The organism is Nostoc sp. DedSLP04, assembly GCF_034530775.1.
Taxonomy (GTDB): domain Bacteria; phylum Cyanobacteriota; class Cyanobacteriia; order Cyanobacteriales; family Nostocaceae; genus Nostoc.
In genome coordinates, this window is the sequence record NZ_JAVRCL010000010.1 from 47,416 (window position 1) to 69,617 (window position 22,202).

The following is a 22,202-nucleotide window of genomic DNA, read 5'->3' on the forward strand; positions in this document are numbered from 1 at the left end:
ACACTATGAAAAAACTAGAAATATGGAAGTTTGGTATACAAGTACTTTTTAGCACATTGATGATTGGATTATGTAGTTCCCTAATCTTTTTGGAACGCGATAATAGCCAAAACCAGGCAGTTTACTGGAGTGGTTTATCAGGCGTACTTGCCTACTGGCTAGCCTCACCTGCAAACACTCAGGAATCTACAAAATCAGAATAATACTAAATTTAAATGCTTGCTTTTCTGCTCACACAAAGCCAAAATCAGTATATGCTGATGTGTTGGCAGGTAGATAATAGGCTAAAAACTGAGAAAAATCTGTGCTGGATATCAAGCAAATACGGGAAAATCCCCAATTAGTTCAAGAACGATTGAATAGTCGTAGTGGTAAATACGACATCGAACCGATTTTACAGTTAGATCGGAAACAACGGGAACTTGAAGGGACGCGTAGTCAACTGCAAGCTCGTAGCAACGAAATTGGTAAAATTGTCGGCCAGAAGATTAAATCTGGGATCAATCCTCAAGACCCAGAAATTCAAGCTTTGCGGGATGAAGGTAACTCTCTTAAAGCGACGTTGAGTCAACTCGAACCCCAAGAAAAAGACCTCAAAGCTGAAATTTACCAACTTGTGTTGGCACTTCCGAATTTACCAAGTGACTCTACACCCCTTGGTAAAAATGAGGAAGATAACGTAGAAGTACGCCGTTGGGGTGATGAGTACATTCCTCAAAATCCGAATATTCTCCCTCACTGGGAAATTGGCGAAAAGCTGGGTATTCTCAATGTTGAACGAGCTGTAAAAGTTGCCCAAAGTCGCTTTGTGACATTAATAGGCGCTGGTGCAGCATTGGAAAGGGCATTAATTCAATTTATGCTGTCTCTCCATACTCAAGCTGGGTATGTGGAAGTCAGTCCGCCGCTGTTAGTTAATACCGAGTCTTTGACGGCGACCGGTCAGTTACCCAAGTTTGCGGAAGAAAGCTTTAAATGCGCTGATGATGACTTATGGCTGATTCCGACAGCTGAAGTTCCAGTTACAAATCTCTATCGGGGTGAAATTCTCGCTGCTGAAGATTTGCCTATTTACCACTGTGCCTTTACTCCCTGTTTTCGCCGCGAAGCTGGTAGTTATGGGCGCGATATGCGGGGATTAATTCGCCTGCATCAATTTAACAAGGTGGAAATGGTGAAGTTTGTCGAACCCAGTACGTCTTTTGATGAACTGGAGAAATTGGTAGGGAATGCCGAAGCAATTTTACAGGCGTTGAAGTTGCCTTACCGAGTAGTAAATTTAAGTACTGGGGATTTGGGATTTGCCTCTACCAAAACTTATGATTTAGAGGTTTGGTTGCCCTCTTCTGGAAAATACCGTGAAATTTCTAGCTGTTCCAATACTATAGATTTTCAGGCACGACGGGCTGATATTCGTTTCAAAGAGACGGGGAAGAAAGGTACTCAGTTTGTACATACCCTCAATGGTTCGGGTTTGGCGGTGGGAAGGACGATGGCAGCAATTTTGGAGAATTATCAACAACCTGATGGGACGGTGAGGATACCAGAAGTATTGCAACCTTACTTGGGACGTGAAGTTTTGTAATTTGTCATTGGTCATTGGTCATTTGTCATTTGTCTTTTACCAATGAGCTATGCCCCATACCCCATTCCCAATGCCCAATTAGAATAGAGATAACTATAGCTTAATATCTTCACTAATTTACTCTATGTCAGTTTTAGCAGCGATCGCAGTCTTGGCTGTTTTGATCTTGGTACACGAGTTGGGGCATTTTGTTGCAGCACGTTCTCAAGGCATTCTCGTTAACCGTTTTTCTTTGGGTTTTGGCCCAGTTCTTTTGAAGTACCAAGGTTCACAAACCGAATATGCTGTCCGCGCCTTTCCTTTGGGCGGTTTTGTGGGCTTTCCCGATGATGACCCCGATAGCGATGTTCCACCCAATGACCCAAATCTGCTGCGTAACCGTCCAGTTTTAGACCGGGCGATTGTCATCAGTGCTGGAGTAATCGCCAATTTAATATTTGCCTACTTGGTGTTGGCTCTGCAATTGGGTATTGTCGGCATTCCCAAGGAATTAACCTATCAAGCTGGTGTAGTTGTCCAGCCTGTTAATCAAGAATCTGTTGCCTACCAAGCAGGAATTCGGGAAGGAGATATTATTCTGGCTGTTAACGGTCAGGAACTCCTAGCTTCTGATAAATCAACTCCTTTGCTGACTAAAGAAATTCAAACTCATCCCAATCAGCAAATCGAACTGAAAATTCAACGTGAAAACCAACAACAAACCCTGAAATTAACTCCGAAATTGGGAGCCGATGGCAAAGGCGTAGTTGGGGTGGCACTTAGTCCAAATGCTACAGCAGTTTATCGCCGTCCTAATAGTCCTTTTGAAATTTTTGGTCTTGCTGCTAATAGATTTCAACAATTATTTGTTGGTACACTAAGCGGTTTTGGTCAGTTAATTACTAACTTTCAACAAACTGCTGGGCAAGTTTCTGGGCCAGTTAATATTGTCAAAATTGGTGCGAAATTAGCTGAGGACAATACTGTAAATCTGTTGTCTTTTGCGGCAATTATCAGCATTAACTTGGCTATTATCAATATTTTGCCTTTACCAGCTTTGGATGGCGGACAACTCGCTTTCCTGCTAATTGAAGGTTTACGCGGTAAGCCTGTACCCGCCCGCATTCAAGAAAGTGTAATGCAAACTGGTTTGGTGTTACTCTTAGGGTTAGGAATTTTTCTGATCGTCAAAGAAACTACCCAATTAACTAGCCAATTGGAATGGGTACAAAAATTGTTCCAGTAAGCATTACCTGCAAATCGTTATCTAAAAAGCAACGGGCGATAGAAATTTTAGCTCGGCTGAAGCGTCTTTATCCAGATGCTACTTGCTCTTTGAACTACTCAACGCCAGTACAATTGTTGGTGGCAACGATTCTCTCTGCTCAGTGTACTGATGAGCGGGTGAATAAAGTAACACCAGCTTTATTTGCTCGGTTTCCTGATGCAGAAAGTTTAGCGATCGCTGATTTGGTAGAATTAGAAAGTTTGGTGCGTTCAACAGGGTTTTATCGCAATAAAGCCAAGAACATTCAAGCCGCCTGTCGGATGATTGTCACTGAGTTTAACTCTGTTGTCCCCAACCAAATGGAGCAATTATTAAAGCTTCCAGGTGTGGCGCGCAAGACAGCAAATGTAGTCCTAGCTCATGGTTATGGCATTAATGCTGGCGTGACAGTAGATACTCACGTTAAGCGCCTGTGCGAACGCTTGGGTTTAACTGAACATACAGACCCCATTCGGATTGAGCAAGATTTAATGGGTTTATTGCCTCAGCCTGATTGGGAAAATTGGTCAATTCGGCTGGTTTATCACGGTCGTGCTATTTGTAAAGCCCGCTCTCCCGTCTGCGTTGCTTGCAAGCTTGCCGATTTATGTCCGGCTGCAAATAAGCCAGTGGTTGTAGGATAAGCGACACAAGTAACCCCAGAATTGATGGAGAGACTGTAGAATGGAAAACGGTGTCTTCAAATAAGTTAGAGAATATATGGCAAAAAAGAGCATGATTGAGCGCGAGAAAAAGCGCACCAAGTTGATTGAAAAGTATGCTGACAAGCGGGAAACTCTTTTAGAAGAGTTCAGAAGTGCAGCATCTCCTTTGGATAAACTAGAAATCCACCGGAAGATTCAACAGCTACCCCGGAACAGTGCGCCCACCCGCCACCGCAACCGTTGCTGGTTGACTGGTCGTTCTAGAGGAGTTTACCGCGATTTTGGGTTGTCTCGGAACGTACTGCGAGAATGGGCGCATGAAGGTCTTTTACCTGGAGTTGTTAAGTCTAGTTGGTAGTCAAGAGTCATTAGTCATTAGTCATTAGTCATTGGTAAAGAACAAATGACAAAGGACAAATGACAAATGACAAATGACAAAAATTATTGCCCACAACACTTATCAATTCCCAGACTTTCTAAGAGTAGATCGCTGACGGCGTTGGCGATCGCAAACTCTCCATAGAAGCTATTGGAAAAATCATAGGACTGCATCTCTGTGACAATGGCAATTACCAGAGAACCAAGGTCATTTTCTCCTTCCATCCGTTGACGCACAAAAATCTGTGCGGCTCGTTGGGCAATATTTTGGTTTACTGCTTCGGGGATAAATTCTGTATCTAGCCACCGTTGTAAGCGTTCTCGTAACCATTCACCTTCGAGTAGGGGGTTTTCGGGCGGTGGTAGGGTGATGGGTGGAATTGGTTGAGTCATCTTTTTTTAAACGCAGAGGGACGCGGAGGGAAACGCAGAGGAACGCTGAGGTTGATTTTTTAGCATCAAATTGCGTTTCTAGGAGTGTTTTTTTATATTTATTTATGCAATATGATATCGCGGCTATTGTTGAGGGCTATGCACAAGGCTATTTTCTCATGGCTGATGAACGCGATCGCCTGAGTTGGTACGGAAGTCGCGATCGAACTTTTATTCCTTTGGATGAACGGTTTCGTTATCCCAAGTCTTTACAGCGTGTTCTGAATCAAGAGCGGTTTACTGTGGCGATTAATCGGGACTTCCAAGCTGTGGTGGCTGGCTGTGCTAATAGAGAGACAACTTGGATTTCACCAGAATTGGAAAAGATTTACTGGCTACTTTACCAGAGTGGTTATGCTTATAGTTTTGAAACTTGGCAAGGTGACGAATTAGCTGGAGGAATTTTAGGGATTGTGATTGGTGGGGCTTTTATTGGCGAGTCGATGTTTTACCGCATTCCCGAAGGCTCAAAGGTGGCGATGGTTAAGTTGGTGGAAAGATTGCGTCAGAGAAAATTTGTGTTTTTTGATGCCCAAATGATGAATCCCCATTTGGAGAGGTTTGGCGCTTATCGGGTTGGGGATGAAGAATATCAATCTTTACTTGAGCAAGCGTTGCAATGTGCTTGTAGTTTAGTCTAATTTAAAAGAAAAGCTGGATGTGATTGTTACTGATGTAATAATGCTGGAAATAAAGGTATTACCATAAAAATCTTTCAATCATTACAATAGCGATCGCGCCCATTTTGTTTGGCATCGTACAGTGCTTTATCTGCTGAAGCAATGAGTGTGTCTGGCCTGATGTTCCAAATAGGTATGCGAGAGGTAATTCCTAAACTAACGGTGATAATATTTTTGACATCAGACTGTACATGGGGAATAGCCAGAGCATGAATTGCTTGCTGAATACTTTGCCCTACTTTAATCGCTCCCGCTAAGTCAGTATTGGGCAAGAGTACCAAAAATTCTTCTCCACCGTAACGCGCTACTAAATCGGCAGGACGATGAATTGTTTGTTGCACTGTTTGCGCTATCCTCATTAGACAATGATCGCCTGCAAGATGACCATAGTAATCGTTGTAAAGTTTGAATTTATCAACATCAAACATAATCAGTGACAAGGGTTGTTGTTCTCGTGCAAGGCGTCTCCATTCTGCTTTGAGTCGTGCATCAAAGCAACGACGGTTAGCCACCTGAGTCAAGCCATCTAAATTTGCCAGTTGTTCTAGTTTCTGATTTGCATCTTGGAGAGCCAATTCAATTTGTTTTCGTCCAGTGATGTCGCATATGGTAATAGCAAAACCATCATCTAGTTTGACTGCAACAAAGTGATACCAGCAAGAATTCCCTAATGGATGATAAAAATCTCGCTTGAAAGCTTCCCCTGTTTTGACAAGATTAACGAAGTGATTAAAGAGGTCTGGTTCTAGATGAGCTAAAAGTTTTTTGAGTACTAATTTGCCGATTATCTCTTCACATTTGCTTCCGAAAGCTTTAGCAATAACAGGATTGATAACTAAGCAACGAAAATCTTCAATGTCTCCAGTTACAGGGTTGCGGACAGCTTGCATAGCGGCAATACCATCTAGCGAACTATTCAAAATACTGGCTAGCATTGCCCTAGACTGATACAGTATTTCTTCTGTTTCCCTACGCTTAATATTTTCTTGTTCTAGAAGCCGTTGCTGGCGTTGAATGGTTAACTGATTTTCTAGACGCGCTACAACTTCTTCCATCTGAAAGGGTTTAGTGATGTAGTCTATGCCCCCTGACTCAAAGGCTATCACTTTATCGAAGACATCATCTAAAGCACTAATAAAAATAATGGGAATGGTGCGTAGAACTTCATCGGCTTTCAGAGTTCTACAAACTTGATAGCCATCCATTTCTGGCATTTTAATATCTAAAAGAATGATGTCTGGTCGCTTTGCCTTTACTGTTTTTAGTGCCATCCGTCCACTTGTGACACTGCGAACAGTATAGCCGAGTTTGACCAGAGAATCACTTAATAAATGTAAATTTTTGGGATTGTCATCTACTAGGAGAATATTACCTTTATTTTCTTTATCAGAATTAAGATTCATTGCTTCTCAGGGGTTCGGCTAAATCAACTAATTCCTCAAATTCAAATTGACGAGCAAGTTTTATTAAAGATTGAATTAAAAAAGTTTCTGTTTTAGGAATATCTCTAATTAATTCTATGACACGATTAGTATTTGCTTCTAATGCAGCTTCATAGAATTGATTAATCCATTCTTGAGACATACATATTAGATTTTGGGATGTTAAAGTATTTTTTTCTGTATATTCCAAATTTGAAGAATTATTTTCAGCAAATATATATTTGACACCAAGATGTTTGGCTAGTGTGTCAAAAATTGTATGTTCTGCAAAAGGTTTGCGGAGAAAGTCATCACATCCGGCTGAAAGAACGATCGCTTTTTCTTCTTCTAAAACACTTGCTGTCAGAGCAATTATAGCTGTAGCATTCCCCTTGGTAGTGGACTTGATATATTTTGTAGCTTCGTAACCGTCCATGACAGGCATTCGCATATCCATCCAAATCAGGTGGGGTTCCCATTCATTCCAAATAGCGATCGCTTCTTTGCCATTACTAGCTTCTTTCATCTCAAACCCTAACGGTTGTAAGAGTTTAATTAATAATTGGCGATTAATAGGTTTATCATCTACTATTAATAGTTTATATATAGGTTGTCCTGGTGCAAGTTCTAATACTTTTGGATGTACTTCTAAAGTATTGTTATTGGTTGGTTGACCTAACTTTGCTTGAATATAAAATTTAAAAGTTGTCCCGACTCCTAATTTACTTTCAACAGAAATATCTCCTCCCATTAACTGAATAAACTTGTGACTAATTGCTAAACCTAAACCTGTTCCTTCTTGAGATTCTTTTCCAGCTTGTGCTTGAGAAAAAGCATTAAAAAGTTTGGGTAATTCTGCGGCTGCAATTCCCACTCCTGTATCACAGACTTCAAAATCAAGAGTTAAAATATCTGTAATTTCTTCACTAGTATTATTTACTGTTAAACTAATTGTTCCTTTTTGAGTAAACTTAATGGCATTAGTAATCAAATTAATTAATACTTGCCGGAGTTTTAACTCATCTGTGCAAATATAACATGGGACATTTTCACTACGTTGAAATATTAAATTTAAGCCTTGATTGCTTGCCTGTAAATGTAGCATATCTTCTAAGTCATCTAGCAAGCGATATAGATCGAAATCTCTAGGATTAAGAGTAGTTTTACCCGCCTCTATTTTTGATAAATCGAGAATATTATTGATGAGCGTTAGTAAATAATCACCACTGTGATAAATGATCCCGGCATTTTCATAATGCTCGGTAGGCAAGTTTTTCGCGCGTAACATTAACTGAGAAAAACCTAGAATAGCATTGAGGGGCGATCGCAACTCATGACTCATATTCGCAATAAATAAACTTTTAGCTTGATTTGCGACTTCGGCTTTGTCTTTAGCAATGGCTAACTCTGCTGTTCTCTCCTGTACCCGTTGTTCTAAAGTTTCCAAAGATGTTTGTAACTGAAGTGCCATGTTGTTAAACGATTTTGACAGTTGACCTATTTCGTCTTTTGATTTATTTTTGGCACGGATATCTAAGTTACCCGCGGTAAACTGGAAAACTATATTGGTAAGGTGAATTATTGGCTTTGTTAGCACTTGTCCAATAGCAAAAGCGATGATTGTCACTACTCCAGCGATAAATGCAAATAGAAAAATTGTGTTACGAATTTGCTTTTCTACAGGTGCTAAAGCAACGGCAAGGGGTCGGGCAAACAACACAGACCAAGGTTTATATTGCAAACGAGCGATCGCAATTAGATTAACGCGATCGCCTGTTGCTGACAAGGATGCAATTAAATACGACTGTTTATTATCCAATGCTTGTTTAAGTTTGGATTCATTAGTTGCCAATTCTTTGAAAGAAGAATTAGGCAAACGACCTTCTTGTTGCAGTTGAGTTACAACATCATCAGGCAGAGGCACAATTGATTTAAAAAGCAGTTCTGGTGCGGTGCTATGTGCGAGATAAATATTATTGTCATCTAAAAGAATCGCAAAAGATTTTTCCCCAGCCCATTCGGTTTGTCGAGTTACTAACTGCTGAACAACAGTTGCATTATATGAAACACGCAATACACCCAATATATCTCCCTTGGCATTGCGAACCGGACTACTAAAAAAGAGGGTAATAAGATCGGGAATTGTCGGCGATCGCTTCATGCTAGAAACAAAGGAGAAACCAGTTTGTAGCGGTTTTTTAAAATAATCTTGAACTGATTCGTCTTTGCCAATATTCAGTGTACGTGTATCCAATACATTTTTACCGTTTAAGTCGAGCAAAGCATAAGAGAGAATATTGAGCATATCTTTGCGACTGAGACGCATTAATGTTTCTGTCGCCAATTGCATTTCGGGGCTGCCGTCTCGCTGTTTTGGAGTTAGGCTGAGGTAGCGTGCCAAACCTGGTAAAATCGCCTCTACACGCACGGCATTGAGATTTCCATCAATAAAGGCATCTATTCTGTTAGCGGTTTCGTTAGCCGCCGCAGATAGGGCTTGTCGGGCGTTGTCAGTTAGTGCTTTTTCAGTTGTCTGTTTGTTGATAAATGCCAATAACAGCAACGGAATCAAAGCAACAACGAGAAACGAAGCGATCAACTTTGTACGGATGCCGCCCAAAAAGGAGTGCTGCATAGCTTCAAACTAAGGGGGATTCAAGAAGGAAGAATTGAACAAACTTTTTAGCTCAGGAATACGCGTAATGTTTCCAGAGCGAATAAAAAAGTCTGCATATATCTTGGCAGTTTTGTCAATGGACTTAGGGTTATCAGATTGAAAATATTTTTGATTTTCACCTAAATCAGTTAGGTTTATTCCCTCTAGAGAGAGAGTATTTATCGGAATTTTTAACGCTTTGCTGACGATCGCTTTTCCTTCTTCAACATTTGCTTTCCAGTAGGTCGAAGCTTGCAGCCATCCCTGCACAAATGCACGAATGTCTTCGGGGCGATCGCGGATTGTCTCACCACGAAAGATAATCAAATCTAAAATAAAGCCAGGGGTTTGTTTGCTAGTAAATAGGATATTTCCCCCTAATTTTATCGTTTCAGAGAGATAGGGTTGCCAAGTGTGTCCGGCTTGAATAGTATTATTTTTCAGGCGTTGAGGAATTTCTGAAGCCTCTAATTGAACTAAGTTCACATCATCACTAGTTAAATTGGCAGTTTTCAACATTTCAGTCACGAAAACTTCGCTAAAACCACCTAGATTTGCACCCAGCTTTTTCCCTTTCAAGTCAGCTACAGTTTTAATTTTTGATTGGGCTACTACCACATCTGCTCCTATTGATTCATCTATAACGATCGCGCCTTGTATATCTGGATTTGCGGCACTCAAGATGATAAAATTTCCCAAGGACGACGTAATCCCATCATACTTACCCGCATTGAAGTTTGCTTGTTCCAATTGGGCGTATTGTGTATGAATTAGTTCCACATCTACCCCTTGGGCTTTGAAGAATCCTTTTTTTTGAGCAATGATGCCTGGAAGCTCTCCAACAAAAGATCCAAATATCACTTTCAATGGAGGGCGTTTTACTTCAGTTGGTACTGAAGTATTACAAGCAAGTAGTAAACAGGCAGTAATGAGAAAAATACTAATGTATCTGAGTAGTTTAAGCATAGAATTTTTGATGTTTTTTAATTATTGTTAATCAAAGATTCTGCTAAATAAACTAATTGTTCAAATTAAATTGCCGTGCAAATTTCGTCAGTGATTATATTAAACGAGTTTTGGTTGTTGGAATTGCTTCAAGATTTAGAAATTCTGACCGCAAGGGCAGCTTGAGAATTTCATTCACAGGTATTGAGCCGCCTTAACAAGGGATTATGCTTCAAATCAATGAAAAAGGCTGTAATTGCAAAGAGAGCGATCGCTCTTTTCTACTGTTATATTAGTCTTTAAATAATCCCGTACCCAATCACAACTGTATTTCAGTAGGTTGAGATGGAGAATTTCTTCTAAATCCCACAGAATTACAAGTTGGTCATCTCCGCCAGAGGCAAGGGTTTTACCATCAGGGCTAAAGGCAACACTGCTCACATTAGAAGTATGTCCATTCAGGGTGACGAGTAAAGTACCATCAATTTTCCAGACTTTGATCGTATTGTCAAAACTTGCGGCTGCTAGCATTTGACCATCTGGACTGAATGCTACCCTGGTTAAGCCAATACTTTTACCATCAAAGCTCCTCACCAGAGTGCCATCACGTTTCCAAAGTCGCAGACTACCATCCCCACCTGTAGAGGCAATCAATTGACTATTCGGGCTAATGGCAACCCCAAAAACTTCACTCTTATGCCCTTCTAAGGTGCGATCGGGTTTTTCTAACAGGCGTTCGCTATTTTTTGAAGTCCACAGTTTGATAGTGCCATCAGCACTAGCAGAGGCGATAAACTGCCCATCTGGACTATAAACAATGTCCCAAATTCGCCCTGTATGCGCCTGAATAATTTGCTGGAGTTGAAACTCTCCATTGGAGCCGCGTTGCCAGAGTCTCAGCTTGTAATCAAAACCCACAGTCACTAATCGGTTGCCATCAGGACTGTAGCTAACACCCAAAAGACCGATACCTGGCCCTTCCAGAATGGTTCGCTGATTGCTGTCTAGTTGCCACAGTCTTACAACACCTTTAGAACCAACGATCGCTAAAGTTCGACCATCGGGGCTAAAGTCAAGACTAAGCATTCGAGAATCTTCTTCAACAATGGTTTTGGCGAGAGAACCATCGCGTCTCCAGAGTTTGACTTCTTTGCCAGCAACAGAAGCTAGCCGTTGCCCATCAGGGCTAAATGCCACCCGCCAGACCATTTCTTGATGGCCATTGAGTAGCTTTATTAAGGGTGAGTGGACTCTCCAGAGTTTGATGGTATTGTCGTGACTGGCAGAGGCGAGAGTTTCTCCATCAGGACTGAAGGCGATGGTTTGAATATTTGAGGTATGCCCCTGCAAAGTTCTTAATAAAGTACCATCTATTCGCCAGAGTTTAACGGTTTTATCAGAACCGCCGGAAGCAATAGTCTGCCCATCAGGGCTAAAAGCTACACCAAATATTTCAGCAGTATGCCCTTTAAAAGTTCTCAGGAGAGTGCCTTCTCGATTCCACAGTCGCACCATCTTATCTGCACCGCCAGACACTAAAGTTTGTCCATCGGGGCTAAAAGCAACACTCCAAATAGTTGCGTTTCCAGCTGTGAATGTTTTGAGCAGCGTTCCATCTAATCGCCAAAGCTGATTCTTGCCGCCTACCATAGAAGAAGCGAGAGTTTGACCATCGGGGCTGAAGGCAATTCCCCACACACCACGCTGATGTTTAAGAGTTCTGATTAAAGTGCCATTTAGTTGCCAAAGCTTGACGCTAAAATCGCCACTGGCAGAAGCGATCGTTTGTCCATCTGGGCTAAAGGCAACTCGCCACACCGCAGATTTGTGCCCTTTGAAGATGGTTGACAATTTACCATCGATCGTCCAAAGACGGATAGTGCCATCAATGCCGGCAGCGACTATCCGGCGGCTATCCGGGCTGAAGCGGACGCTTTGTATGGTTGCACTATGTGGTAGCGTTCTCACCAGTGTTCCATCCCGCTTCCATAGCTTGACTGTGCGATCGATGCTAGATGAGACAATCCACTGACCATCAGCGCTAAAATCAACGCCTAAGACAATCCCTTGATGCCCCGACAAGTGATTGAATTCATCAGCACCGTAGACAGCTTGTTCTAATACTTTACGGGTTTGGAGATCCAGAGCATTGGCATCTGCCAAATTTTGCAGATCGAGCCGTTGAAATTCCTGTCTGGCTCTGATTGCTTGTACCAGTGCATCTAAGCGTTGATTGGAATTAAAACTTCCATTGGAAGCAGCTGCGATCGCCCGTACCTCACTCAGTGATGCTTGTCGATCGGCGTAGAGTGTTGTGAACCCCAAGACAATAACTGCTAGTAGGGCCAAACTTACCCCTAATAAGAGTCGTCGCTGAAGCCGAGCGCTCTTTTGTTCGCTTGCCAATCGCGCTTCAGTTTCTTTGAGCCGTTCTACTTCCATTTTTTGCTGGACTTCTCGACGTTCCAATTCTTGGCTAGCTGCTAAAAATCGATAGTCCAAATCACTGAGACTTTTACGCTGAGTCCAGTCCAAAACCTCTTGTAAGGCATTACCCCGCAGCAAGCGTGACTCATCTTGAAAGCTCGATGCTACCCAAGCATTGAATGGCTGTGAATAAGGGCGCAAATTGTCTAACTGCTTTAACACCCATTCAGTATTGAAAATATGCCGGTAGATGGGATTTTTAATTCTGAGATAGCCGTTGTACTTCTCGACCAATCCTGATAGTAAAAGCTCCGTCTGTTCTCGGCTATCATCGGTAGCCACGGGAGATAAAAAAGGACGCAAAGACTGGGAACGCCAAGAGTCGCTAGTGTCTTCATTATTTGCGTCCTCCCATCCCCATTTCCCCTCGTCCTCTATTTCCTGGGTTTGCAATACCTGCTGATAAAGACTCAGCAACCGTCCACTTTGTTGTTGGTTGAAAAGTAAGCGATCGCGAATCGTACGCAGGTGTTCGGGTTCATCTTGTGATTCCCAGTGTTGGATAATCTGCGATCGCACCAATTCTTCTACCCAATAGGCCTCAGTTTTTGGGGGTAGGAAAATTTTCCGCTCTGATGTCTTTAAAGCAGTTTGGAGAATTAATTGACAGAGTTTTTGAGTGAGAAACGGTTGTCCACCTGTCCAATAGATCACCTCTTGCAGCACAACTTCTGGTCGCTCAATTGCTCCTTTTAACCCATTTAGCAATGGGCTAGCTTCATGCAATCGAAAGCCGTATAACTCAATAGCTGTTCCAATGTTAAAAGGTGTCCGACGTTTGTCAGCAATTAAATCAGATGGACTGGCGACTCCAAATAATGCAAATCCCAGGCGTTGAAAATTTGGGTCGTGTGCTTGCTGATTGTAGCAATGACGAATCCAGGCAAAAAAGTCATTGACCGGAAAATTCAAACTCAGCAAACTATCAATTTCATCAATTAAAATGAAAATGCCTTTAGCTTCGCCGCCTTCTTCAGAATCGCTCTTAACATTTGGCAGCAATATTTCTTCAACAAACTGGTGTAGTTTTTGTACAGGAGAAAGACCTGTTTGCATATTCCACCATTGCTTAAAGTTGACGTGTTCCGCCAGATCTAACCCGTAGAATATGCTGACAATGATTCCTTTATACCATTGTGCTGATGTGGTATCCTCGCTACCCAATTGCGTCACGTCTAAGTAAACACATTTATAGCCTTCTGACTTGAGACGACGACTTATTCGCTGTAGTAGAGATGATTTACCCATTTGGCGAGAGTTGAAGACGTAGCAAAAATCGCCACCTTTTAAACTGGTATAAAGTTTTTCATCTGCTTGACGCACAACATAAGTGGGATCGTCACTGTGGAGGCTACCGCCAACTTGGTATCTCATGTGCAAAGTGTGATTAGAAAAGGGGGAAATAAAGAAGGAGTCAGAATTCGGAATTCAGGATTTAGAATACTATATCCATGCCACACTATCCCGTCCGTGAAGTGTCTTGTAGAGTAAAACGGTGAGGAATGGGTATGGAGTAGATGCGAGCGCAGATGGAAAAACGACGGCGCAATGGTTTGCCTTTCGCCAAGATTATGATTTACTGATTTTAAATTGGATGTTGACCAAAGTCAGTAGGTTGATTAAATCCGCCAAATTTCTGAAAGCAATTTCGTCTTTGTCTAACCATCGCTAACCTTGACCCGGAAAACATGGCAGATTACTTGAATAAGTACCAAAAGTCTGATAGGAAAACCATACTAATGAGAATTTGGACTATTACTGCTGTGCTAGCTGTTTTTTGGCTAATATCTGGGGTCATCGGTTCTAAGCCAATTAACGCTACTTCTGTTTTGGTAGAAAATGCCATATCATCTCTGCCGTCAACGAATGCAAAACAGATTACTGTCAGTAACACCGAGTTTGGTCTGAAGAGAGTTGACTCCAAAGGAAACGTTACCATTTTCCAGACAAAAAGAGTGCCACTTCAGGAAGGAAATACCTACGGGTGGCGGATTAAACTCAAAAACTACCAAGGTGAAGTGAAATGGCGTGAAGTCTTGTATTTACCAAAACCTCCAGAAACTTGGGGTACAGATAATGGTGAAGATTTTTCAATATCAGCAGACGGCAAGACATCTGTAACACGACGCACGCAGTCGGTTTCAGAAGGTGTAATTGAGAACTTTTGGACAATTGCCCCTGGCGATCCAGTTGGTAAGCATAGAATAGAAGTCTATATTGATAACCGTTTGATCGGTACTTTCCAGTTTGAAGTTATTCCAGTTAAGTAGAGATGAAGGGCATTGGGCATGGGGCATTGGGCATGGAGAAGAGACAAGCTAGACAAGGAAGAGGGGGGAGACTTGGGAGAGACTTGTTCAATAATTCCCCCTTGTCCCCTTGTCCCCTTGTCCCCTTGTCCCCTTGTCCCCTGCTCCCCTGCTCCCCTGCTCCCCTTGTCCCCTTGTCCCCTGCTCCCCTGCTCCCCTGCTCCCCTGCTCCCCTGAAACTGAGGAGTATCTTAGAGATAGAAGTTTGATTCTTGTTAGGTGGCGATCGTGAATACAGAGGAATTTCTGCGATTGATCGAAAAGCAGCGCCCATGCCCTGAGACACTACCAAAAGGGCTGCAAGCAATGTGGTATGACAACAAAGGTGATTGGAACAAAGCTCATGAAATAGTTACAGATGCCAGCGATGCTGACAGTGCCTGGGTTCATGCTTACCTGCACCGCAAAGAAGGCGATTTGAACAATGCCCATTTCTGGTATCAACGCAGTGGTCAACCAGTATTTTCAGGAGAACTAAGCCAGGAATGGGAACAAATAACTTCTGTATTGCTAAAGAAGGTGAACGCGACGCATGAATGCTGAAGAATTAAAAAGGCGTTTTGCCGCAGGAGAAAGATATTTTCCAGCCGTCAACTTGAGTCGGGACAAGCTGATTGGAGCCGATTTGCCGGGAATTAATTTATGGGGATCTGACTTGAGTGGAGCTAACTTAGCTAAAGCTAAACTCTGGGGAGCAGATTTGAGTAGAACTAATTTAGCCAAAGCGAATTTGACCAGAGCTAATTTGAGCGGTGCCAATCTGAATGAAGCAAATCTTCGGGGAGCAAAACTCAACTATGCCAAGTTGTATGGAGCTAATCTGACTGGCGCTTACTATGATGAAAGTACGCGGTTTTCTAGAGGTTTTGACCCTATCAGTAAAAATATGCGGAAGGTGTGAAGGCAGTAGGGGAGCAGGGGAGCAGGGGAGCAGGGGAGCAGGGGGGACAAGGGGACAAGGGGGACAAGGGGACAAGGGAGACTTGGGGAAATTATTGAACAAGTCTCTCCCAAGTCTCCCCCCTCTGACTTGTCTACCTTGTCTCTTCTCCATGCCCAATGCCCCATGCCCCATGCCCAATGCCCAATCTCCTTTAAATAACTGATACATGTTGATGTGAACCATCCATAGACGATATCAACATTTGTTCAAAGACTTTGGAAAGAGCAGTTTGAAAACGCTGACGATGCTTGATTTTGAAAAAAGGTCGAACTATTTCTGCGTAGGCATAGCCTGCCTTAGTCATCGCACTGTTGACTTCTCTATTATCAATAACTCGAATTGCCCGCAGAGTTCCTAGCTGGATTTCTTTTTTTACCATCAACTCAGAAATTCCAGTTGCGCCTACTCCATTTTCAATTGCGGCTTTTGCCATCTCACCACTGGTAAACACTAAAATTACATTCAGCTCGCTGAGGTTGATCCCCCAATTTTGCAACGCTTCTTCAAACCTTTGTTGGGTTCCAGATTCTGGCACTCGCATCACCCAAGGAGTTTGAGTTAATTGGCTTAAATCAATTTCTCCCCACTCAAACCAAGGGTGTTTTTGACCAACCACAATTTGTAAGCGATCGCTCGCCACTATTTCGTACTCCAGAGTATTCTGAAGCGCTGGCTTCACATCACCTTCCACCAAACCTAAATCAAACTGTCCCATCGCTGTACCGACACAAATCGTTTCTGCATTGGCAAGGGTACAGTCAATCTGGATACCAGGATATTGGCTCTTAAACTCACTAATTTTACTTGGTAGCCAGTAGTTACCAATTGTCAGACTCGACCCTAATTTCAATTCACCCCGTTGCAGATTGTTCAATTCTCGCAATCCTCTTTCTGTCAAGGAAACTTGATCGAGAATTTTCTGCGCTTCCACTTGCAATAATTTACCCGCCTCAGCAATCTCGATATGGCGACCAATCCGATGGAATAGTTTCACACCATATTCTTGCTCTAAGTTGTGGATCGCTGCACTGACGGCAGGTTGTGTAATATAAAGCTCCTCTGCTGCGCGAGTGAAGTGTAAGTTCTGCGCCACAGCCAGAAATATTTTTAGCTGCTCAAGCGTCATTCCAGCCATTGGTCGTATCCCTAAGACTTAATGTCAAAATTTTAATCACTTTCATTTATCATTTTGACAAATAAAAGCATTTGATTCTATCGGTTAGTTTGACTAAAGTATAAATCAAAGCTTTTTACTTAGTCATTTGTCATTAGTCATTGGTCATTTGTCATTTGTCCTTTGTAAGTGACCAATGCCCCATGCCTAATTACCAAGCACGAACATAAGGACATCCACAAATGAACGATTTAGTAACTGCAATTACCACAGGGATTACCGCATTCACTGCCACCAACATCGATGATATTGTCATTCTGACGTTGTTTTTTTCACAAATAAGTAAAACGTTTCGCAGTCGTCACATCCTTGCTGGTCAGTATCTCGGTTTTGCAGCATTGATCGTTGCTAGCCTTCCCGGTTTCTTCGGTGGACTAATCATACCGCAGGACTGGATTAGACTACTTGGTTTTATGCCAATAATCATTGGTGTGAGCAGTTTACTAAAACGCGAAGAGGATTCATCTGAGGAAGCTGAAGAAGAAACCGAGCCGTCTTGTCCCTCTATAGTTAGGAGTTTTGTTTCTCCACAAACTTGCAATGTAGCCGCGATCGCCTTTGCTAATGGCAGTGATAATATTAGCGTCTATGTGCCCTTGTTTGCCAACTCAGAATTAGACAGTCTGCTGGTGATTATAGGTGTATTCTTTACTTTAGTGAGTGTATGGTGTTATACCGCTTACAAGTTAACCTACTTGCCTGCGATCGCCAACTTTTTAACTGAAAATGGTAATACTTTTGTCCCTTGTATCTTGATTGGTTTGGGCGTATTTATTGTCACCGAAAATGTTACTTGGACTCTTTTATCTGTAGTTTCTAGTTATATATTTTCATTAGTTTTAGGTTTCAATACTCAGCCGTCAAGTGAAAAACAAGAAAAATTAAGTGTCTAATAAAGAGGTGCATCATCAATTTTCTGAGCAAAACAAATTCTCAACGGCAAAATATCTTACCCATCAACAGGAATCAAAACATGAAAATCTGGAAATCTCTGCTAATTGTCTTAATGATTGTCGCTAATCTAGCCTTTGCTCAACCTTCTTTTGCTGATAGACCAAAATTTAGCAAAAACCCTGATTATATCGAAGTCACTAAAGCTCTTAAGCAACTCTCTCAGACAAAAGATGCCCAAACTCAAGTTGAAGGTCTGACACCAGAAGAAATTCAAAAAAGAACCGAGGAATTAACACTGCAAAAATATGCTTTAGAGACGGGAATCAATTGGGGTCAATGCAACAACCAAACAGGTAATACCATAGCGGTATACGGTAAAAGACCAAATGATGAAGAAGATGAAGATGCCGTATACGAGAATGGTCTATATTTTCTAGCTGATGGTCAGTCCACTAAAAATAACTGGGATTGTGATGGCATCTATCTACCGAATGATGTCCAGGTAGAAAATTTCACCTCTAGTCCTAATGGACAAGGTGAAGAATTGACAGGAGCGGCGGCTCTGAAGATCCTTGATGGAACTCAGCTGGTAATTAAGAGGAATCCAGATACTGCTGCGATTGAATTGAATGTCCCGACTGTAAAAGTTGTTAACAGCAAAAAGGCTAACTGGTTTATCCCAGATATATCGCAGGATCTAATAAATACACGAGTTCCTAATGCGCCTAGCAATCAGTCTTGAAATAGAACTGCATAGTCTATTTTTGAATGATTGTTCTGAATTTAAATAGGGTGACAGCCAAAATCAGAGAAGAACAGGACAAACACTGGTAAAACATCTCTCTGATCTTGGCTCTTTTTTTTTGAATTTATCTATCCTCAATTTTAGGCTTGTTTTATTTTGATATCTGCATTAAAATTAATTTTGGAAAAAATGTACAATCACAACAGGCATATTTCAGTAGCGCAACTATTGTGCTGGGTGCAAGTCATCTGGAAAGAGATTTTCTACTACCTTCGCATTTTTTTGATCGGAGCCGCTTTGGGGATAAGGGTGTTATTGATGCAGTTAAAATTGAAACCTACAGAAGAAGAAAAAGATAAAAAAAAGCCAGGACGACTGAATCCGTCTAGAATCCGAGATCACTTGGCAAATGAGCGTACCTACCTCGCTTGGATGCGGACAGGAATCGCTCTTTTAGGTTTTGGTGTCGTCATTGTGCGTCTGCGTGCCTTCCATGTACCTTTAGTACCCCGTCCTGGCAACGGCTGGAAGTTAGGTTTAGTCTTCTCGCTGGTGGGTTTAATCACGGTGTGGCTGTCAACAGTACATTATTTTGCTGTCCGTCGTGATATCGAAGAAGATACTTACGAACCAACAGACCGATGGGTGTTGCTGTTCAGTCTCGCTGTGATGATTCTCGGAACTGGGGTAATCTATTTTGTTTTTACAACTTCTTTAGATCCAATGAGTCCAGTTATCCCTGAGTAATATAGCGTTTCCTGGTCTAGTGAGGTACACTTAATAAATAAGTAGCGCATTTTATCTAATAGAAATGAAGGCATACTCACTCGACTTCCGTCAGAAAATCATCGATGCCTATCTTGAAGGTAAAATATCTCAGCGTCAGATTGCAAAACGATTTCAAGTAGCTCTGAGTTTTGTGGAAGAATTGCTGAAACAATATCGAGAGAGAGGAAGTATTGCTCCGAAGGTACGTATACAACAAACACCAACAAAACTTTCCCTTGAACAATTAAACATTTTATCTTCAATTGGATCTGAGAATAATGATGCAACCCTAGATGAACTGCGTATGCTTTTAGAACAAAAAACAGGAGTTTTAATCGGTCGCTCAACTCTAGATAGAATGTTGAATCTTCTAGACCTGAAACTCAAAAAAAAACACTACACCCCAGCGAAAAAGAGACTGAAAGAGTTCAATTACTAAGGGTAGAATTCTGGAAAACGGTTCAGGGGATTCTAGCTGAAAACCTTATATTTATTGACGAGTCTGGTATTAATTTATCTTTAGTACGATTGTTTGCCCGTGCCCCTAAAGGAAAAAGAGCGCGAGGGCAACGTCCTATTAAACGAGGAAAAAACGTCTCCTTAATTGGTGCAATTGGCTTCCAAGGTATAATTACTAAAATTAGTCTTATTGGTGCGACAGATGGACTCACCTTTGAGGCATTTATTTCCCAGAAGTTAGTTCCAAAACTGTGGAAAGGAGCAGTTGTTGTCATGGATAATTGCTCGATTCATAAAGGTAAAGAGATTGAAGCATTGATCCAAGCGGCAGGAGCAAATCTTATTTATTTACCGCCTTACTCTCCCGACTTTTCACCGATTGAAAATTGCTGGTCAAAAATCAAGAGTATACTACGTTCTATTCGTGCCAGGAATTATCCTTCTTTAGCGAAAGCAATTGAAGAAGCTTTTAATAAAGTGTCTTTAAAAGATATCCAAGGCTGGTTTACTCACTGTTGCTACTGTACCTCAGTAGACTAGGAAACGCTATAGTATTTTTAAAACCGCACTTTGTATAACTCGAATAATTCCCCTGATTTGTGCGTTACGACTTTAGCACCAGCGGCCTTAATCGTTTTTTCCCACTTAGCCAAAGGCTCTAAAAACACCTCAGCCCCTAAATAGGTTTCTAGAACTGCCCAATCTTCCGCTAGAGGCTGTTCTGGATTGAGAACGTCAAATACAAAATGTCCACCTGGTTTTAACACCCGCTTGACTTCTAGTAGTACGGCATCCCAATATTCGAGGGGAAAATAGCAGCTAAATCCGGTGGCGATCGCTAAATCAAATTGCTCTGATGGGTAGTTTAACTGATGAGCTGCTCCCAACTCAACACCTTTGAACAGCTTAGAATTCAACTGCGGTCCGCGAGAATTCAGGGTATCGCGTGCCACATTACTGATTTCTTGCCCATGAAAAAACGCTTGCCAATCCCGCCAAGGATAGATTAAAAAGCTGATCCCACAGCCAATATCTATACAGTGTTGATTTTTTTGAGGTTTAGCAATTTCCCAAAAAGCGGAAGCAATTCTTCCTGAGAAACTCCCAGCAATCCACTCGCTAAATATCGGCATCGCCTGTACTTCTGCTGGGAGTTCAAAGGTTTCACGTTGATATTCTCGGTTAAAGCGATAGGCTATTTGGGCTAATCTTTCGTCCCAGTTGGTTGATTTGGGTGAACTAAAGAGATTTTGAAACTGAGAATCGGACTTTTTAGACATTTAGGTTTTTGCTACTCTTTCTAAGAATTGTAGTCAAATTTGCCAAGCGATCGCTTACGGTGGGTGCGCCATCGTACCCCCATTCAATCTCCTGCTATTTGTTCAAAGTCATGAGTATTAATGACTAATGACTAATAGACCTCTTGCAAAAATCATTAAATCACCCCTCCCCAACCCTCCCCTTATAAAGGGGAGGGGGCAAGATTTTAAGTTTCCCCCCTTTATAAGGTGGGATTGATTAAGGGGGATCTATTCGACTTATGTAAGAGGTCTAATGACCAATCACAAATGACAAATGACTAATGACCAATGACTAATGACTCCTACTCAACTTTTTCATACCAGATACCTACTTTCTCAAAAGCACCATAAGCAAGCTTCAGAAAATTCACTATTCTCTGTTTTCCAATTATCCCAAATTCTTTATATTCTCTAGCCTCTGCAAAAGTCAGGCGATTTTGGTCAATTATGTTTCTTTCTCTGTATGCTAACTTCGGAAAATCTATAACTTTTATCTGATATTTATTTACTATGTTCTGATAGTTGGAGTCTGACTCTAGATGCTCCCAATCATCACACAGCCCTAAATTCCTCACCAGAATATGAGGGATTTTATCACCGTAAGTATTCACTGACTGAGCAAACAGGTTGATGCTGTCGTATCCTCCTGTCGATACAAACCATTTACAAAACAGAACTCCCTGCGAACTTCCTAATTCAAGTAATTGATTAGATTCAATCCACCCTTGTACTGCTCTATGCGATTGTGCAGATAAATTCACAATTACTGGCTTCTCTATTGCCCACTCAAATATTCTATCTGCCTTATTTGCCTGTCGTTCATTCTCACTAAACACTGCATATTTACATATCTCCTTATATACCCCTGCGACATCTGGATTCGATCTATCTGTCTCCACTGGTACAAATGGGATTCTCTTATCCAGACAATACTGAATCATTGTCCTGGCAAAGAGAGATTTTCCTACCCCGCCTTTTTCACCATCTACAAAATGAATCGTCGGCATTACAGCCACCTCTAATAGTTATTAAAGTCTGATATATCTTTCCCAAACTAAGAACTTTTTGGCCATTGCCCCCAAGTATTTTGGTGGTTTTATGAGAAAGTATAGCC

The 22,202-nt window shown here is 41.7% G+C and carries 21 protein-coding genes; 13 read left to right on the top strand and 8 right to left on the bottom strand.

The genetic code is table 11. The annotated features are described in order from the left end of the window. The first annotated feature begins 5 nt into the window (after nucleotides 1–5). The 5 genes from RMX89_RS08345 (at nucleotide 6) to rpsN (ending at nucleotide 3,854) form a co-directional block, all read left to right on the top strand. On the top strand, nucleotides 6–203 hold the full coding sequence (locus RMX89_RS08345; RefSeq protein WP_322683020.1) for a hypothetical protein: 198 nt from the start codon (nucleotides 6–8) through the stop codon (nucleotides 201–203). Between the two features lie 101 nt (nucleotides 204–304). Beyond that, nucleotides 305–1,585: a serine--tRNA ligase gene (gene serS, locus RMX89_RS08350; RefSeq protein WP_322688594.1), complete on the top strand. Its 1,281-nt coding sequence runs from the start codon at nucleotides 305–307 to the stop codon at nucleotides 1,583–1,585. A 124-nt stretch (nucleotides 1,586–1,709) separates the two neighbouring features. Next, nucleotides 1,710–2,810, top strand: coding sequence for an RIP metalloprotease RseP (gene rseP, locus RMX89_RS08355; protein WP_322688595.1), 1,101 nt, complete (start codon nucleotides 1,710–1,712; stop codon nucleotides 2,808–2,810). Then, nucleotides 2,786–3,475, top strand: coding sequence for an endonuclease III (nth, locus tag RMX89_RS08360; protein WP_322688596.1), 690 nt, complete (start codon nucleotides 2,786–2,788; stop codon nucleotides 3,473–3,475). Before rseP ends, nth begins: the two co-directional genes overlap by 25 nt. 76 nt (nucleotides 3,476–3,551) lie before the next feature. Beyond that, nucleotides 3,552–3,854 carry a 30S ribosomal protein S14 gene (gene rpsN / locus RMX89_RS08365; protein WP_322670970.1) on the top strand — a complete coding sequence of 101 codons (303 nt, stop codon included), beginning with the start codon at nucleotides 3,552–3,554 and terminating at the stop codon, nucleotides 3,852–3,854. 83 nt (nucleotides 3,855–3,937) lie between these two features. Here rpsN and RMX89_RS08370 read toward each other — a convergent pair whose 3' ends face one another. Then, nucleotides 3,938–4,267, bottom strand: a complete 330-nt coding sequence (locus RMX89_RS08370) for a hypothetical protein (protein WP_012410384.1) — start codon at nucleotides 4,265–4,267, stop codon at nucleotides 3,938–3,940. A 104-nt stretch (nucleotides 4,268–4,371) separates the two neighbouring features. Here RMX89_RS08370 and aat point away from each other — a divergent pair, with 104 nt between their 5' ends. Beyond that, nucleotides 4,372–4,947, top strand: coding sequence for a leucyl/phenylalanyl-tRNA--protein transferase (gene aat / locus RMX89_RS08375; RefSeq protein WP_322688597.1), 576 nt, complete (start codon nucleotides 4,372–4,374; stop codon nucleotides 4,945–4,947). 74 nt (nucleotides 4,948–5,021) lie between these two features. Here aat and RMX89_RS08380 read toward each other — a convergent pair whose 3' ends face one another. From RMX89_RS08380 to RMX89_RS08395, 4 genes are all read right to left on the bottom strand, one after another. After that, complete coding sequence (locus RMX89_RS08380) at nucleotides 5,022–6,389, bottom strand: diguanylate cyclase domain-containing protein (RefSeq protein WP_322688598.1); 1,368 nt, start codon at nucleotides 6,387–6,389, stop codon at nucleotides 5,022–5,024. After that, a complete protein-coding gene (locus RMX89_RS08385; RefSeq protein WP_322688599.1) occupies nucleotides 6,379–9,042 on the bottom strand; it encodes a hybrid sensor histidine kinase/response regulator in 2,664 nt (887 codons plus the stop codon). Before RMX89_RS08385 ends, RMX89_RS08380 begins: the two co-directional genes overlap by 11 nt. Before the next feature lie 9 nt (nucleotides 9,043–9,051). Beyond that, nucleotides 9,052–10,029, bottom strand: coding sequence for an ABC transporter substrate-binding protein (locus RMX89_RS08390; RefSeq protein WP_322670975.1), 978 nt, complete (start codon nucleotides 10,027–10,029; stop codon nucleotides 9,052–9,054). A 216-nt stretch (nucleotides 10,030–10,245) separates the two neighbouring features. After that, the gene (locus tag RMX89_RS08395; RefSeq protein ID WP_322688600.1) at nucleotides 10,246–13,869 is read right to left on the bottom strand and encodes an AAA-like domain-containing protein; all 3,624 of its coding nucleotides are present in this window, start codon (nucleotides 13,867–13,869) and stop codon (nucleotides 10,246–10,248) included. Nucleotides 13,870–14,234: 365 nt separating this feature from the next. Here RMX89_RS08395 and RMX89_RS08400 point away from each other — a divergent pair, with 365 nt between their 5' ends. The 3 genes from RMX89_RS08400 to RMX89_RS08410 all read left to right on the top strand — a co-directional run bounded on the left by RMX89_RS08400 (nucleotide 14,235) and on the right by RMX89_RS08410 (nucleotide 15,705). Then, complete coding sequence (locus tag RMX89_RS08400; RefSeq protein WP_322688601.1) at nucleotides 14,235–14,765, top strand: hypothetical protein; 531 nt, start codon at nucleotides 14,235–14,237, stop codon at nucleotides 14,763–14,765. 267 nt (nucleotides 14,766–15,032) lie between these two features. After that, entirely contained in the window at nucleotides 15,033–15,347 is a 315-nt protein-coding gene (locus RMX89_RS08405; RefSeq protein WP_322688602.1) for a hypothetical protein, read from the top strand. Next, nucleotides 15,337–15,705, top strand: a complete 369-nt coding sequence (locus RMX89_RS08410; RefSeq protein WP_322670979.1) for a pentapeptide repeat-containing protein — start codon at nucleotides 15,337–15,339, stop codon at nucleotides 15,703–15,705. Before RMX89_RS08405 ends, RMX89_RS08410 begins: the two co-directional genes overlap by 11 nt. 193 nt (nucleotides 15,706–15,898) lie before the next feature. On the opposite strand, the gene RMX89_RS08415 is transcribed toward RMX89_RS08410, so the two are convergent. Next, nucleotides 15,899–16,882: a LysR substrate-binding domain-containing protein gene (locus RMX89_RS08415; protein WP_322688603.1), complete on the bottom strand. Its 984-nt coding sequence runs from the start codon at nucleotides 16,880–16,882 to the stop codon at nucleotides 15,899–15,901. 221 nt (nucleotides 16,883–17,103) lie between these two features. On the opposite strand from RMX89_RS08415, the gene RMX89_RS08420 reads away from it, so the two are divergent. The 4 genes from RMX89_RS08420 (at nucleotide 17,104) to RMX89_RS08435 (ending at nucleotide 20,327) form a co-directional block, all read left to right on the top strand. Continuing rightward, the gene (locus tag RMX89_RS08420) at nucleotides 17,104–17,814 is read left to right on the top strand and encodes a cadmium resistance transporter (protein ID WP_322688604.1); all 711 of its coding nucleotides are present in this window, start codon (nucleotides 17,104–17,106) and stop codon (nucleotides 17,812–17,814) included. A gap of 80 nt (nucleotides 17,815–17,894) precedes the next feature. Further along, on the top strand, nucleotides 17,895–18,557 hold the full coding sequence (locus RMX89_RS08425) for a hypothetical protein (protein ID WP_322670982.1): 663 nt from the start codon (nucleotides 17,895–17,897) through the stop codon (nucleotides 18,555–18,557). A gap of 321 nt (nucleotides 18,558–18,878) precedes the next feature. Beyond that, the gene (locus tag RMX89_RS08430) at nucleotides 18,879–19,307 is read left to right on the top strand and encodes a DUF202 domain-containing protein (RefSeq protein ID WP_322661105.1); all 429 of its coding nucleotides are present in this window, start codon (nucleotides 18,879–18,881) and stop codon (nucleotides 19,305–19,307) included. 64 nt (nucleotides 19,308–19,371) lie between these two features. Continuing rightward, a protein-coding gene (locus tag RMX89_RS08435) for an IS630 family transposase (protein ID WP_322688605.1) occupies nucleotides 19,372–20,327 on the top strand; the annotation gives its coding sequence in 2 pieces (ribosomal slippage) (nucleotides 19,372–19,711 and nucleotides 19,711–20,327; 957 coding nt in all). 17 nt (nucleotides 20,328–20,344) lie between these two features. Here the strand turns inward: RMX89_RS08435 and RMX89_RS08440 are convergent. Next, complete coding sequence (locus RMX89_RS08440; protein WP_322688606.1) at nucleotides 20,345–21,067, bottom strand: class I SAM-dependent methyltransferase; 723 nt, start codon at nucleotides 21,065–21,067, stop codon at nucleotides 20,345–20,347. Between the two features lie 323 nt (nucleotides 21,068–21,390). Beyond that, nucleotides 21,391–22,095 carry a mobilization protein gene (locus tag RMX89_RS08445; RefSeq protein WP_322670984.1) on the bottom strand — a complete coding sequence of 235 codons (705 nt, stop codon included), beginning with the start codon at nucleotides 22,093–22,095 and terminating at the stop codon, nucleotides 21,391–21,393. Nucleotides 22,096–22,202 lie beyond the last annotated feature (107 nt).